The sequence below is a fragment of the Marinoscillum pacificum genome (assembly GCF_024714495.1).
Taxonomy (GTDB): Bacteria; Bacteroidota; Bacteroidia; order Cytophagales; family Cyclobacteriaceae; genus Marinoscillum; species Marinoscillum pacificum.
This window is the reverse complement of sequence record NZ_JAMZMJ010000013.1, coordinates 139331-154585: the sequence shown is the minus strand read 5'-3', so window position 1 is coordinate 154585 and position 15255 is coordinate 139331. Positions and strand designations below refer to the sequence as shown.

8 protein-coding genes are annotated in these 15255 nt (G+C 41.3%); all 8 read right to left on the bottom strand.

The window, feature by feature from the left end:
• Positions 1–54 precede the first annotated feature (54 nt).
• The 8 genes from NXS00_RS22185 to NXS00_RS22150 all read right to left on the bottom strand — a co-directional run bounded on the left by NXS00_RS22185 (position 55) and on the right by NXS00_RS22150 (position 15141).
• The gene (locus NXS00_RS22185; RefSeq protein ID WP_258101475.1) at positions 55–2094 is read right to left on the bottom strand and encodes a hypothetical protein; all 2040 of its coding nucleotides are present in this window, start codon (positions 2092–2094) and stop codon (positions 55–57) included.
• Positions 2095–2106: 12 nt separating this feature from the next.
• Complete coding sequence (locus NXS00_RS22180; RefSeq protein WP_258101474.1) at positions 2107–3366, bottom strand: glycan-binding surface protein; 1260 nt, start codon at positions 3364–3366, stop codon at positions 2107–2109.
• Positions 3367–3376: 10 nt separating this feature from the next.
• Positions 3377–5089 (bottom strand): RagB/SusD family nutrient uptake outer membrane protein, encoded by a 1713-nt coding sequence (locus NXS00_RS22175; RefSeq protein ID WP_258101473.1) that lies wholly within the window; start codon positions 5087–5089, stop codon positions 3377–3379.
• 18 nt (positions 5090–5107) lie between these two features.
• Entirely contained in the window at positions 5108–8326 is a 3219-nt protein-coding gene (locus NXS00_RS22170; RefSeq protein WP_258101472.1) for a SusC/RagA family TonB-linked outer membrane protein, read from the bottom strand.
• A 479-nt stretch (positions 8327–8805) separates the two neighbouring features.
• Entirely contained in the window at positions 8806–9912 is a 1107-nt protein-coding gene (locus NXS00_RS22165) for an endo-1,4-beta-xylanase (protein ID WP_258101471.1), read from the bottom strand.
• Position 9913: 1 nt separating this feature from the next.
• Positions 9914–11137, bottom strand: coding sequence for an endo-1,4-beta-xylanase (locus NXS00_RS22160; RefSeq protein ID WP_258101470.1), 1224 nt, complete (start codon positions 11135–11137; stop codon positions 9914–9916).
• Positions 11134–13320, bottom strand: a complete 2187-nt coding sequence (locus NXS00_RS22155; RefSeq protein WP_258101469.1) for a glycoside hydrolase family 3 protein — start codon at positions 13318–13320, stop codon at positions 11134–11136. Before NXS00_RS22155 ends, NXS00_RS22160 begins: the two co-directional genes overlap by 4 nt.
• 126 nt (positions 13321–13446) lie before the next feature.
• A complete protein-coding gene (locus NXS00_RS22150) occupies positions 13447–15141 on the bottom strand; it encodes a glycosyl hydrolase (protein ID WP_258101468.1) in 1695 nt (564 codons plus the stop codon).
• Between the last annotated feature and the right edge of the window lie 114 nt (positions 15142–15255).

Here is a 15255-nt window from a genome sequence, read left to right as displayed (position 1 = left end):
AAAAAAGAATGTGCGGCCATTACAGCCGACACATTCTGTCATATGAAAATAGTTCTACTTTAGTCCTATGTGATCTATGAAAATAGTACCCGACCAGTCAGTATCTTGAAACTGCAGCTCAAAGATGCTACCTGGACTTCCTAAAGAAGATAATGGAATTTCAAAATCAGTCCATTCATTTGCTTTAAGGGTTACTTGAGCAGAGCTGGAAGTTCCTCCTTCAGTTGGAATAAGGTTGACTTGGAGACTAACCTCTCCCGAAATGTCTGCTCCGTAAACTGAAAATGCCAAATTGGTCATACCTGAGGTAGTCAATGGAGTATTGCCCCATGCACCAAATTGTGCAGCGCCGCCCCAGCCACCTACGTAGGTTACTTTTATGGCAGATTCACCACTTCTAGAATTTTCACTATTCGCAAAATCAGTAGTGGTACCACCCCAACCTCCGCCTTGTCCAAACGGACTCGACACAGCATCATTGTATATGAAGGTTACAATATCAGGAACCAACCCTAGCGGAACATCAACTGTCAAACCAATCTCATCAACAAATACCACTGTATTATTGTCTGCAGCATCACCATTGTTGTTCTTAATACGCAACTCGCTGACGTTATCAGAACCTTCCAGATCAGCCAATGGCACTACGATCTGATGCCATTTATCTCCTACAAAATGAGCTGGATAGAAGTCTCCATTGTTATCAATCTGAGCGATGACATCAGACTCTTCTCCTTCCACATACACGTAGAACACCAAATAGTTGTAGCCGCTAAATACATTGGCTGCACTCGTATTATGCAACTGGATAGCTCCATATGCATCATTAAATACGGCCTTGATGGCTATTTCTCCACTGGCAGGATTTTCGTTATTGGCAAAATCCTGACTCACATGGCCCCAGCCACCCCAGGCTTCCCAACCATTTTGGAAACCATCATTGAAAATGTAATAATCCAAAGTAGGGAAACCTCCTGTTGGTGGTAGTTTTAGCAATGCGCCTTCTAACGCAGACTCATATCCATGAATTGTCACATAGTTTAGCGCACCCTGTGTCGCAGACTCAGGAATTGCGAACGAGATTTCTGTTGCACTCTGAGAGGCAAACGTACTAATAGAACCCGCTCCCGGTAGCACTATTTCTGCAACCAAATCCAAATCTGTACCTGTAATCACCATTACGTCCTGTCCAGGAACAGCTGGCGAAGGTGTTACTGAAGTAGCAACCGGTAAGATGATTGTTAACTCCTGACTGGTTACCACATCCACAGGTGATACTTGCTTTAAAGTTACCGTTCCTTTCACAGTTGTAGCAGGGACACTTAAAACAATTTGCGTTTCTGATTGACTTTTAAACTGCGTAATACTTACCTCTCCAGGCAATACCACTTCCGTTACCAAATCAAGGTTGGTACCGTTGATAGTTAGATCTTCAGTATGTCTTATCGACTCAGGACTTAAACTAGTCACTGCCGGTAACGATACAGCTAATTGTGTTTCTGTACCAAATGTTAAAGGCTCAGTACCACCTGATGAGAAGGTAATGAATCCTGATTGTGCATCCATTGGAACCGTCACTACCAACTCTTTCAAAGATTGACTAACAAAATCATCTTTATTTACAGTGAGATCAGATGGAAAAGTAACTGTTTCAATCCAGTTAAGTTTATCTCCTGTTATAGTTAGGTTATTGCCCGGTTTTACCTCTCCAGTAAACGAACTAATCACAACAGGTACCTCGAAATTCAGAATGGTTTTCGTCTGTAACGTATCACCGTCTGTTGTTTTCAATACGACTAATCCAGCCTCCGCTGCATCCGGCACCGCCAATTTAATTTGCGAAGAACTTTGAGCAGTGAAAGCATCACTACTGATCTCTACAGATGGCTTGAAAACTATGGAGGATACTTTATTTAGATTATTTCCTATGAAGGTAATCTCCTCGCCATGCTTCACTCCTGCAGGTCCGAAACTCAACAATTGCACCTCAGATGTACCGATTTCGTCTTCCTCACAAGCAGTGGTGAAAACCAGCGCCAGCACCACCATTAATGATACTGACCACTGAAAAATGTATTTAAATGTATTTTTCATTTTTCTGCTAGTTTATGGTTGAACAAATCGAATGTTGTCAATGTACATTTCCACATAGTTTCCAGTATTCTCTGGTGAACCAATGATCCATGTACTTAGCGATCCCGCAGCAGACTCAATAAACTTCTGATTGCCGGTATATACAATTGCATCTGGTGCCTCTATGAAATATTGGAATTCTGTCATTGGTACTACCATAGTAATCCATTCACCATCTGTGGAGAACTCTTCACCTGTCTCTTCCCACGGTGCCCAGATTGCCCTGGCATTGATACTATTAGACCAGATTTCCTGGTTGCTTCCGGTATGATCCGGTGGAGCCAAACAGAAATTCAAATGACCACCATACCAGGTATTGACCTTTACTTCAAATTTCATCACATATTCCTGGTAAGAGTTAGGATACAATGGGTAGAAGTTTTCTGTTCTGTTAGGATCACTACCACCCCAGTATTCCATTACCTTACTTGATTCAGAAGGTGCTCCTGGCCCTTCATCTCTTTCATTGGCGCCAATCTCGCCTCCTACTACTAAATAATTCCCATCAATTGGCCCATCGCTATTGTCTGTCATTCCGATTCTCCAGCCGTTTGCAACTAAATCATCAAAATTCAAGACCACATTTCTAGAATCCCAAACATGGAATGTAGATGTAACAGAACCAAAATTGGTGGAAACTGTAACCGGCCCTTCTTGTGCTCCTTCTGGTACTGGCACTTCCAGTTGGTTCTGATTGAGCAAAGTAGCTACACTCTCTACTCCTCCTGAGAATGACACGGTAATTGGTGTCACATCAAAGAAATAGTCTCCATTGATAATCAAGCTTTCTCCCGCTTGTGGCCATTCATTTTTGGCACTTAGCACTACAGGAGCCGGAATAGTCACTTCGAAAGGATAAATCAACGTATCCAGGTTATCATCTACCAAATACAATTCATCCGTGATATTTAATGGCGCCACACTTGGTACAGAAACAATAATGGTCTCGTTGGTAACCCAGGATGGGTTGACATTTGCAAGACGATCATTAAACCAAACCTCTCTGGTACCTCCCAGGTTTTCACCCATAATCACTACGCCTGCTCCTAATTCTGCTCTTACAAGTAACGAATCACTTTGTTCTGGATTAGTCACACGTATATAGTTGATGGAAGGCGATCCATTTGGCTCTTCCAAAGGCACTCCATCATCATCTTCACATGAAGCAAAGAAGAAAGTACTGGTTATCATCATAACCGGAAGTACTTTATATATCCAATTATTTCTTTTCATGTTGTTTGAATTAATCATTGAAACTATATTCCACGGCTTGTTCACTAGCTGCAAGCAGCGGGTTTACGGTTACCTGCGCTGCAGGTAATGGCAATACCATATCTGCTTCAGTGAAAGTCACTCTCGGGTCAGTATTGACATTGGACGGATTGCTTCCTACTCCTCCGCCTCCTTGTACCAACTCATAGCCATCATTGTCATTCTCCATGTCATCATTAGGATCTATTCGGTAATACCGGGCTGTTCTGTTTTGATTATTCAGGTATGCAAGAGCATCCGCAGCATTTCTATAATATCTACGTCTCACATCTATCCATGCCTGACCTTCAAGACCGAATTCTACTCTTCTTTCATTGAATAAATCTGCATATGTCATATTTCCGTCAGCAGGAGCATCAAGATCTGCTCTATTCCGAACTGCGACATAAGCTTCGTATCCTGGACCACCATTCAAACTATTGCTCGATCCAAGCATTGCTTCAGCGTACAACAAATACACATCTGCTAACCTCAACATATACATGTCTAGTGGAGAATCTTGATTGGAAATAACATAACCATGATCAGCAACTCCTCCAACTACGTATTTTTTCAAACTATTGAGAGTTGGAGTAGCTCCTTCCAATTGCACACCATCGTCATCTCTAGATACATTCTCATACAAATAGCCTTCACCAATGTAGCTGTAATAATCATTGTTCTGCATGTAGATAGCTCTTCTACGCAAGTCGGTAGCACCTTCAGCATTGGCTTCCAGGTTTTGAACATAGTTGACGGTCATTCCTTTTCCACCACCCCATGCCTGGGCATCACCAGTTATTCTGGAGTGACGTGCATATCTTGCCTGACGGCTATTTCCAGTACCATAACCCTGGTTAATGAATTGGATGCCCCAAAGAATTTCAGGATCGTCTTCATTAGAAATTTTGAACAAATTTTCATAATCAGGTGCAAGGCTTAAGCCACTGTTGTTGATCACATCAGCCGCATAATTGGCTGCCGTTTGGAAATCTTCAACAGATCCAAAAGAAGCACCTCCATGAGCTCTTTGCCCAAGAGTAACATGCAACTTAGCTAACATCCCTTTTGCTGCCCACTCTGTGATACGTCCAGCTACATCAGATGCAGGTAAATTTTCAGCTGCAAACGCTAAATCTCGTCTTGCAAACTCATAAATACTTGCTGCTGTATTTTTTGGCTGGAACAAATCACCTGCCGCTATTTTAGGTGCAGGTTGTTCAATAATAGGTACCTCCTCAAAGTATTCTACCAAAAGAAAGTATGCTGCTCCTCTAAAAAATCTGGCTTCAGCCAATGCTGCGTCAATCACTTCCTGACTCACACCATTACCACTAGCAATAGTCGGCATATCGTCAATGATCAAATTGGCATAGGAGATCACATTGTAAAGCCCTTGAAAACCTCCGTTGATATAAGGGTTGCTTTCATTGAAAGATTTGTAAAAGAATTGTCCTTCCTGGTCCCAGTTGTGATGCATATCACCCGCTAGCAAATCTCCAGCTAACCAGCCAAACTGATCTTGAAAACCAAACCAAGGATCGTGATATAGAGAAGCCGTAGCCTGTCTTATCTCTCCTTCATCTCTATACCAACCCGCCACTGTAGACGCATCCTGTGGCACATATTCTAAGAATTCTTCGCCACAAGCACTTGTTACTAATAAGAACAAGCTCAAGAAAATGTTGTATATATAATTCTTCATTTCTTTAATATTTTGTGATTAGAAGTCGACATTAACACCTAGAGTGAATATCCTTGGCGCTGGATAGCGACCCAAATCCCAGTTTTGTCTCATGGAATTTTGATTGAACGCACCAATAACCGGATCCAATCCAGTGTATTTAGTGAAAGTGACTACATTTTGCACGTTACCATACACTTGCACTCTAGACATTTTCACTACCGATGCCCATCGTTGAGGAAGGTTATAAGTCAACTTCAAGTTCTGAAGACGTACATATGAACCATCTTCTATCCATCTGCTTGACATGACATGGTTTTGGTTCTCTCCACCGTTATCAAACCTTGGAATATTGGTATCAGGGTTGATTAGCTCTACGTCATCGATGTTGTTCATATCCGTACCACCCTCTTTCAGTTGAGTTCTGGCACGATCAATTACAGTCACAGATTGATTAGCAAAGTTACCAGTCATGGCCTCACCTCTTGCTCGGGTATAGTTAAGAATGTCTCCACCCACTGATCCAACAAAAAATGCATCTAAAGTGAACTGACCAACGGTAACGGTATTAGAGAAACCGAAAATAAAATCAGGATTGGGATCACCGATAAACGTACGATCATCTGGAGTGATTCTTCCATCTCCATTCACATCTTTCCACTTCACATCACCAAGCCATAAACCGACTGTTCTATCTATCAGGTTTTGACCTTCACCATTGTCTATTTGTACTGCGTGATTTTCGATTTCTTCCTTAGAGGTAAAAATTCCTTCCATCACATAACCATAGAATTGTCCAATAGGCTGGCCACCTCCGACTGTATTCGTTGCCTGATCAAACCCTGTGTACCAGTAAACTGCCTCATAAAATGGCAAATCATTTACATCCTTCACACTGTTTCTGTTGATGGTAATGTTGGCATTGGACGACCATTTGACCATGCCCTTATCAATATTCACAGAGTTCAAAGACAACTCAATTCCCTGGTTTTGAAGGCTACCAACGTTGGCATATGGACCTCCAATTCTGTTACCGAATGTTCCTGGTAATTGCTGTTGCAACAATAGATCAGATGTATATTTTCTGTAAACATCAGCAGTCAGGTCAAGTCTCCCTGCAAACAATCCGATATCTAAACCTACGTTGATCGTCTCTGATGATTCCCATTTCACAAACGGGTTGGAATAACGCTGATTTCTTACTGCAGGACCAAACTCTGTATTAAGAGCGTTCAAGGCTGAACCAAAGGCATAATTTCCAATAGCTTCGTTACCCACTCTTCCCCAACCTGCACGCAACTTCAAGTTGTCAATAATGTTGGTTTGAGGCATGAAAGCTTCATTGGATATTCTCCAACCGAAAGATGCAGATGGGAACCATCCCCATAAATACTCTGAACCAAATCGAGAAGATCCATCACGACGTATAGTAGCGGTTACTAAATATCGATCAGCAAATGAATAGGTACCTCTCGCAAATTGTGAAAGCAGGGAGTTCCATCCTTTGTAACCTGTGTTAGCAATATTAGAAATATCACCTTGATTCATAGTTTGGATGTCATTCGGCAAGTTGATTTTGTATGCCGTAAACCCTTCGTAGTTACTCTTTTGCGCTTCATTACCCAGCATCACTGAAAAGTCGTGATCACTGATTTTCATATTGTAAGTAGCAAATGTTTTAGACAACCAGAAGAAGGATTCTGAATTTCGCTGAGCAAACTGACTAATTTGATTTTCAAATGTTCCCCATTTAAAAGTTGGCAAGAATGCCTTATTAGTTCCGTTGTTGTAATCAATCGCTAACTCTGTTCTTAATTTCAACCCACTAATGATTTTAGCCTCTGCATAGAGGTTATTCATTACACGGTTTGACAAATTGGTATTGTTACGCACCATCGCCATAGCAACAGGGTTGTTACCTACCTGCGCTGATGGGTTTTGCTGCTCAGGACCTGCAAATGTTCCATCAAAATTTCTTACCGGAATGTGTGGTGGCATCGATGCAGCCTGTGCAATTACACCATCCCCACCATCAGAATTGATGATTCGCTCATCTTTTCGTGAAAGTGACATACTTGTACCCACTTTTAACCAGTCGCGCACCTGATTGTCAATATTCAAACGAACGTTCACACGATCAAAATCCGAACCTATGACGATACCATCTTGCTGAAAGAAACCTGCAGATAGTAAATACTGAAGTTTCTCCTGGCCTCCTGTGAAAGTCACTGAATGACTTTGCATAGGAGCCAATCTGAAAATAGCAGCTTGCCAGTCGGTTCCTTCTCCAAGCAAACTTGGATCCGCGAAATTTGGATTCGAATTTATGGTTGAAACTTCTTCAGCTACTTCATTATTGTACTCTGCGTATTGTCTTAGGTTCATCATGTCTACAGTTTTGTAAACACTTTGCACCGCATAAAAACCATTGTAAGACACTTTAGAATCTCCGGTTTTACCACGCTTGGTTGTAATAATAATTACACCATTCGCAGCACGTGATCCATAGATCGCCGTTGCTGAAGCATCTTTTAAGACTTCAATACTCTCAATATCATTTGGGTTGATAGAAGCCATAGGGTTACTTGCAGCAGCCTGCTGACCACCTGTACCACCTTGCCAATCGAAACCTGTGATGCCCTGCGCAGAACCACCAATCTGAATACCATCAATTACATAAAGTGGTTCACTACTTTGTGTAACAGACGTAGTTCCTCGAATACGAATGGAGGTGGCTCCACCTGGTTGTCCAGAATTTTGGGTAACCTGAAGTCCAGCCACACGGCCTTGCAAACCCTGATCCACACTAGTATTGATAGATTGCATCAATGCCTCTCCATCGAGAGAAGCAATCGATCCTGTTAGGTCACTTTTTCTCTGTGTACCATAACCAACGACAACTACTTCTTCTAAAGTAGAAACATCTGTTTCCAAACTAATATTGATGGCAGACTGATTGCCAACTGTGATTTCCTGTGTTTTAAAACCAACAAATGATACAACCAATGTGGCACCAGAACCATTCACAGTAATTTTGTAATTACCGTCGATATCAGTGATTGTTCCATTTCCTGTTCCCTTTTCTAATATGGTCACACCCGGCAGCGTACTTTTATCTTCGGCTGAGGTGATGACTCCTGTAACCGTTTTGTTCTGTGCCATGGCGGTTAGCCCCATGAGCACAAACAAGAAGGCAAACATTGAAGACATCAGCCGCTTTTGCGGTCGATAGCCCTCATGTGTAGAATTACTTCTCATAGATCATCATTTTGTTTAGGATAAATATTTCTTCAGTTCTCGTATTGAAAACCATATCAATATTACCCAGATGATCTACACTACATATACATCATTTGAGCTCAAATAGGTATCAAAATGTCAAATATTACTTTTAAAGCACTAAATAGGCCTTAAAAACCAAAATAGCCCTTAACTATTGTACTTTATCAAGTCAGCAACACACACCATCTCTCACCAACCTACCATAAAGCCACTCCAATTGCGAAATTTTCAACAATCGATTGTTTTCATTAAATCATTCAATGCCATGTATCCATTTACACAGCAAAACTTTTAACATCAACCTCGAACAAACACATCTGATGCCCCTTCAAAAAACAAATAGTACTGAAACGAAGTTATGAACAGTGCCAAATCGTTCTCCTTAATACAAAAAAAAGGCTACACATGATGCGTAGCCTCTGCCTTAGTAAAAGGGCAACTGCCCTTCTCTCCATTTAAAAGTCTATTACATGATAATAGGCTTCTTTAGGTTGATGGTTCTGATCAAACAGTAGCGGATAATCTTTTCTATCAGGAACAGGAAAATGATCCAACCAACTGTACTTATCAGATATATTCCAAAAAGTAACGGCATTCAGATCCTGCTTATATTCTCGAAACACCTTAAAAATCATCTCATATTGCTTGATTTGAAGCTCCTTTTGCTCCTCTGTAAACTGATCTGAATCAGATTCAAGCTTCTCACGTAGTGTATGCTCTTTTGGATAAACGGAGACATCCAGTTCCGTAATCTGCACTTTCAAGCCCAGAGATGTAAATTTCTCTATAGTCTCGCGCAATGTTTCCTCTGTAGGTTCATAAATAGACCAATGCCCTTGTATTCCTATACCAGTAATGGGGACACCTGAGTCTTTGAGTTTTTTCACCAGTTGATAGATTTTTTCCCGCTTAACCGGATTAATTACTTCATAATCATTGTAGAACAGATCCGCATTGGGATCAGCTTGATGAGCATATTCAAAAGCTTTAGCAATAAACTCTTCACCACAGATCTCATACCATTTGGTGTTTCGATAAAATTCATCTTTACTATCAGAAATAGCTTCATTCACTACATCCCAAGCGTAAACAGATCCTTTGTATCGAGAAACCACAGTCATTATATGATTCTTAAGACGCTCTAACAGCATTTCTTTTGAAACATATTGGTTTTCATCATTTGTAAAGATCCAGTCAGGAACTTGATTATGCCAGCAAAGTGCATGCCCTCGCATTTTCAACTCGTTTTCCTTTGCGAATTCCACAATATCATCTGCTGAGGACCAGTTATATTCGTCCTCTTTAGGGTGAATCGGCCCCATTTTCATCACATTCTCTGGTGTCATGCTCACAAAATGTCTTTTAATCAATTCTGCTTCGGGACCACCTTTTAATGCTTCTGGGTATACAGCTACTCCTACAGGAAAATACTGTGCATAATAATCTTTCAGTCCCTTAGTTGATGACTCAACCACAGTAGATTTCTCTTGATTTTTAGGAGAGCTACATGCTGAAACCCACAGGATTATGAGTGAAAGCAACATATATTTCATAAAGGACATACTATTGGATTTTAAGTTTTGAAGTAACGAGAGATCCATCTTTATGGACTGCTGTAAAAATGTAATACCCCTTTGGCAAATCGCCCAAATAGACCTTTTCTGTCATAATCTGTTCGTTCGCCCACACTTCATTTCCTGTTAAGTCAATAATACGAGCCTTCTTAATATTCCAGCTTTCATTAATGAATAAGTAATCTGAAACAGGATTCGGATATATTAAAATGGATGAAGTCTTAAAGTCAGCGAGTGGCCCTAAAGTCAAATCTGTGGTTTCCACATATTCTCTAAGCCATTTCAGAGCACTACGTTCTGTTCCATCTGTGTCAATCAAATAGGCTTGTTCTGCATTTCGCCATAGTCCGGGCCGAAACCCCCAAAGTGTGATTCCCATTACAGCTTGATGTTCCCATAGCAAGGGAAAAATTCGTTGATAATCTTCTAACTGTTTCGAGTCAGAAGGCCCATCTATATCCAGCTCCGTTACCATAACTGGCAATCCGGTATCCTCCAACATATCTAACACAGATTTCATCACTTCATTATCAGCTGTTGTCGTGAATGCATGTGCCTGCACACCAATTATATCTATCAAACCTTCTTGTTGCAGCTCAGAGATCGCATTTATGTACGTTGTAGCTCTTCCAGGACTGTTCAGAATATTGTATTCATTGACCATGAGTTTGGCATTGGGAAAACGTTCTCTAGCCATTCTAAATCCTGTAATCATCCAATCAAATCCTGTTACACCAGTACCTCCCAGAGCATTTAAGTAATTACCATTCCCTGTTCCATAGGGTGGATCATTTAGTGGTTCATTGATTACCTCCAGGTAATCAATGTCAGGATATCTCGCTGCAACAGTATCCATCCACTCTATAATCTCCTCCAACTGCTCTTCTGCAGAAAGTCCTTCTATCCAGCTAGGCTGTTGATTTCCCCACAGAAGCACATGGTATCGAAATGGAAAATTGTTGTTGTGAGCGAACTCATAAGCCTGATCGAGCTGAGTCCAGTTATAAACGTCTTTTGTGCTTTCCACACTTCCCCATTTGCCTGCGTTTTCAGGAGTGACCTGATTCCAATATTTCTCAAAATCCTCAATCTGCGAGGTACTGTGAATTCCGCCCAAAAACTTAGTCTTTCCTTCAGCAATGGGTGATTGTCCTTTTGCATTGATAAAAAAGACAAACGAGAAACATATCCAGAACAACTTAACGTGTTTCATTTCAATTGTAGTTTAGTTGTAACGAACGAAGATGCTCCCAAGTCAAGGCTTCTTTGTGTGGGGAGAGAACCTCCAATAGACACCGTAAAACTTCCCTTTTCTAGTCTTGCCACTCCTTCTTCATCAATTAACTTCAGCATATCCGATGTTATCACAAATTTTACAAGAGTGGATTCACCAGCTTCTAAATTCACTCGTTTTACACCTTTTAAATCATAAAAAGGAACTCTCACAGAAGCTTCATCATCCGTGAGGTACATCTGCACAACTTCTTCAGTTTCAGTTTCGCCTGTGTTGGTCACTTTCACAGTTACTTCTACCTCCTCTCCTTCTTTGATTTTATTAGCCGAAACTGAAAGATTGCCATATTCAATTTTTGAATAACTCAATCCAAAACCGAAAGGATATAATGGCTCCTGACTCATGTACTTGTAGGTCCTACCAACCATAGAATAATCTTCATAAGCAGGGAGCTGATCAAGAGATTTAGGGAACGTAATAGGTAATCTACCACTTGGTGAAGCTTCACCAAAAACAATATCAGCAACCGCATTGCCTCCTTCTTCTCCTGGATACCAAACCAGTAAAACAGCGTCAGCAATCTCATGCACTTCCGCCAGATTCATGGGACTACCACCAGTAACTATTGCTATTACAGCATTGTCATTACCATTTTTCAATTTTCTGAGGTAATCAATCTGATTTTGGGGAATGTTGTAATCTAACCGATCACCATAATGTTCAGAAGCAATAGCGGCTCCTTCTTCTCCTTCAATATCTCCGGTAAGTCCCATTACCATGAAGGTAGCTTCGGAAGTTGCTGCAACCGGTGATGCCCAGTCAATTGGGTTGTTGTTGGCAGTTTCCAGAAAAGTCCCTGTATTGTATTGCACCTGACTCGCGGGAGAAATAGCGCCGGCAATACCCTCTAAAAATGTAACCATATTTGGATTCACACCGAAGTAGTTTCCAATTAATGGATTAATCGTTGCTGCATTTGGCCCAGTCACAAAATAACGTTTGAAGTCGTTTCGCATGGGTAGAACACCATTATTCTTAAGTAAGACTATTGATTTAAGCGCAGCTTCCTTAGCCAAAGCCCGGTTTTCAGGACTATTTACCACTTCCTGACCAATCTTGTTATATGGATTAGAGTCATCACTATCAAACATGCCAAGTTTAAATCTGGTTACTAGCAACTTCACCAGGGCTTCATCAATTTCTTGTTCAGTGATTAAGCCCTTTTCAACAGCCTCTACAAGTGCTGGATAAGAATCACCACAATTGAGGCTTACTCCAGATTTAACTGCCATAGCAGATGCTTCAGCTGGGCCACCCGCTAATCCATGTCCATTCTCAGCGAAAAAGTCTACTATTGCCCAACAATCGCTTAAAATATGTCCATCAAAGCCCCACTGTTCTCTGAGTAAATCACCTAGGAGCGTTTGGTGTGCACAACAAGCCTCTCCATTGGTACGGTTATAGGCACACATAATAGACTCTACGTCTGCATCAACCAATGCTTTGAATGCGGGAAGATACGTTTCAAACATATCCTTGGGTGAAGCAATCGCATCAAACTCATGACGCAATCGTTCAGGACCGCTATGCACAGCAAAATGCTTACCACAAGCAGCTGTTTTTAGGTACTTAGGATGGTCGCCTTGCAAGCCTTTCACAAACGCCACACCTAATCTAGAAGTCAGAAAAGGATCTTCACCATATGTTTCTTGTCCCCTTCCCCAACGTGGATCTCTAAAGATATTGACATTTGGAGTCCAAAAAGTGAGCCCGCTGTAACGAAGATAATTATCATTTTTAGAGGCGGCATTATACATTGCTCTAGCTTCATCAGCTATAGCCGAAGAGACCCGATAAGCTAAATCTTCATCAAATGTAGCTCCCAAACCAACTGCCTGTGGAAAAACCGTTGCAATACCTGCTCGTCCTACTCCGTGCAAAGCTTCGTTCCACCAGTCATAAGGCGGAATGTTCAAGCGATCTACAGCTGGTGCATTCATGACCATCTGCTGTACTTTTTCTTCCAGCGTCAATTGACTTACCAGGTCTCTAGCTCTTTCTTCATTGGTTAATGACTCATCAAGATACGATTGAGCCGATACGGAAATGGCACATCCCAGGGCCCATGCCATCAAGAGTAACTGAAGGGGCTTATTCATCATTTTTTTGAGGTTGTTAGAAATTCAATCACCAATGTAATCCCTCAAACCCTTAACCATTGTCCTACTGGACAATCTGTAACCCTATAATTAACAAATGATCTATTCGGTAATGTTTTATACCGAAAACTACCTGACTACTACTTTTAATCCTTTGGGGCCTTGTGCGGTCCAAACACGTACCAGGTACACACCGCTGTTCAAAGACCTCATGTCTATTAATTGTCTACGTCCATCAGATACTGAAGTAATCCGCATCTCAGAACCTTGTAAATCATAAACCTTTATTTGCTGGACGTCAAAATTGGACTCAAGGTATAAATAATCACTCGTTGGGTTGGGATAAACACGAGCTTCCAGTATACCAGGAAAAGAAGAAAGAACTCCTTCATCTGCAAAATCAGGGCTCACATAATTATAAAAGTCCGGAAGTTCATCCAGCGTAATCACATACTCATGCTGATAAGTAGTAATTAAATGATCTACATCATTTTTCACTCCATCCATGATAAAATCACCACTCCAAACTACAAACCAACTCCATCTGGCTTTTTGGTCATCCATGTCTGATGCATCTGGAATAGTTCCTGTCTCGGATAGTGTGATAATTTTCTGCCCTTCATGAATTCCAGCCATGTTATCAAACATGCTGAAGCTGGTGGCATAATTTCCATTTTCTAAATAGATATCTGCGCCCACAATATCCACATAATCATCTCCGGGATACCACTCCAAGGCGTCAGCAGAATCTGTTCCTGTCCAAACCCAGATCATATTATCCAGCCCATGATGGTTCGTCAGACGATCATACATAACCTTCCAAAGCCACACACACACTTCAGGCCCCTGGCTGCCCCACCAAAACCAACCTCCCTCTGCTTCATGGAGCGGACGCCATAAAACCGGCACTTTAGCTTCCTGAAGTTCCTTAAGCTCTTCAGCAATTACATCTATATCACTTAGTATCAGTTCATATTCTTCAGAGTTGGGATCATTCATCGCTATGGTTGGATCAAAGGTGGTCGCATAAGTGTAAAATCCACTCCACCACGGGGCATCATCAGTATCTAATAAATCTTTTGGTGCATTCCAGTGCCACATCAGAGAAACTATACCCCGATCTTGCTGCCACCAGTCTATTGCCAACTCTGTCTGACGAGATGTGGTACCATTCGCAACACGGGTCGGGGAATAATCTATCAAATCAAACCCTTTGATAGCCGGCAACTTGCCTGTTTGCTGCTGGATATATTCCAGCTCATTTTCACCACCTGCATCTGCTTGCTGACCAGAAATAATACGATGACCATAATAGTCTCTTAAAAACAAGTAAAGTGTTTCTGCTTCGTAACTAGAGCCTGAAGTGACCAACTGATCCTGATAATTGTGAATTTCATTAGCTGATGTAGGCGAAATTCTAAAATAGTCCACTTCAAAATAGCCCCAGTTTTTAACGACTTTCAGACTATTTGTACCCTTTTTCAGAAATACTTTACCAAAATACCCTTCATCAAAGGCTTGTGAACTTGGAAAAATTTGACTCCCAACATAGTCTCCGTTTACATGAATATCATTGGTTTTTTCTCCATTAGGGGCTGCAAATGCGATCCACAGGTCATACAATCCACCATTATCAAGCGTTACCTGAACGGATACGGCATCTCCATCTTCATCAAACCCTGTAACATATCCATCTCCAGAAAAACCGGTTCGGCTGTTGGCAACGATGGTGCCGGTAAGAGAGCCTCCTTCTGCTTCAATTTTTTGAGCAAGAGAAAGTAGAGCACTACTAATAGTAAGGACAAAGAGTAAAGGTCTTAACATAGCTGATAAAGTAAATCGGGCAGCAGATGCCGCCCGACTAGTATTCCCAAAATATTTAGCGAAACATGTACAATCAGCTCATCATGAAAAAGCTTATTGACAATTACTCAATTT

Excerpts from the sequence above, each read along its gene's own strand:
- NXS00_RS22185 (WP_258101475.1), bottom strand. The coding sequence starts at position 2,094 with ATGAAAAATACATTTAAATACATTTTTCAGTGGTCAGTATCATTAATG.
- NXS00_RS22180 (WP_258101474.1), bottom strand. The coding sequence starts at position 3,366 with ATGAAAAGAAATAATTGGATATATAAAGTACTTCCGGTTATGATGATA.
- NXS00_RS22175 (WP_258101473.1), bottom strand. The coding sequence starts at position 5,089 with ATGAAGAATTATATATACAACATTTTCTTGAGCTTGTTCTTATTAGTA.
- NXS00_RS22170 (WP_258101472.1), bottom strand. The coding sequence starts at position 8,326 with ATGAGAAGTAATTCTACACATGAGGGCTATCGACCGCAAAAGCGGCTG.
- NXS00_RS22165 (WP_258101471.1), bottom strand. The coding sequence starts at position 9,912 with ATGTCCTTTATGAAATATATGTTGCTTTCACTCATAATCCTGTGGGTT.
- NXS00_RS22160 (WP_258101470.1), bottom strand. The coding sequence starts at position 11,137 with ATGAAACACGTTAAGTTGTTCTGGATATGTTTCTCGTTTGTCTTTTTT.
- NXS00_RS22155 (WP_258101469.1), bottom strand. The coding sequence starts at position 13,320 with ATGATGAATAAGCCCCTTCAGTTACTCTTGATGGCATGGGCCCTGGGA.
- NXS00_RS22150 (WP_258101468.1), bottom strand. The coding sequence starts at position 15,141 with ATGTTAAGACCTTTACTCTTTGTCCTTACTATTAGTAGTGCTCTACTT.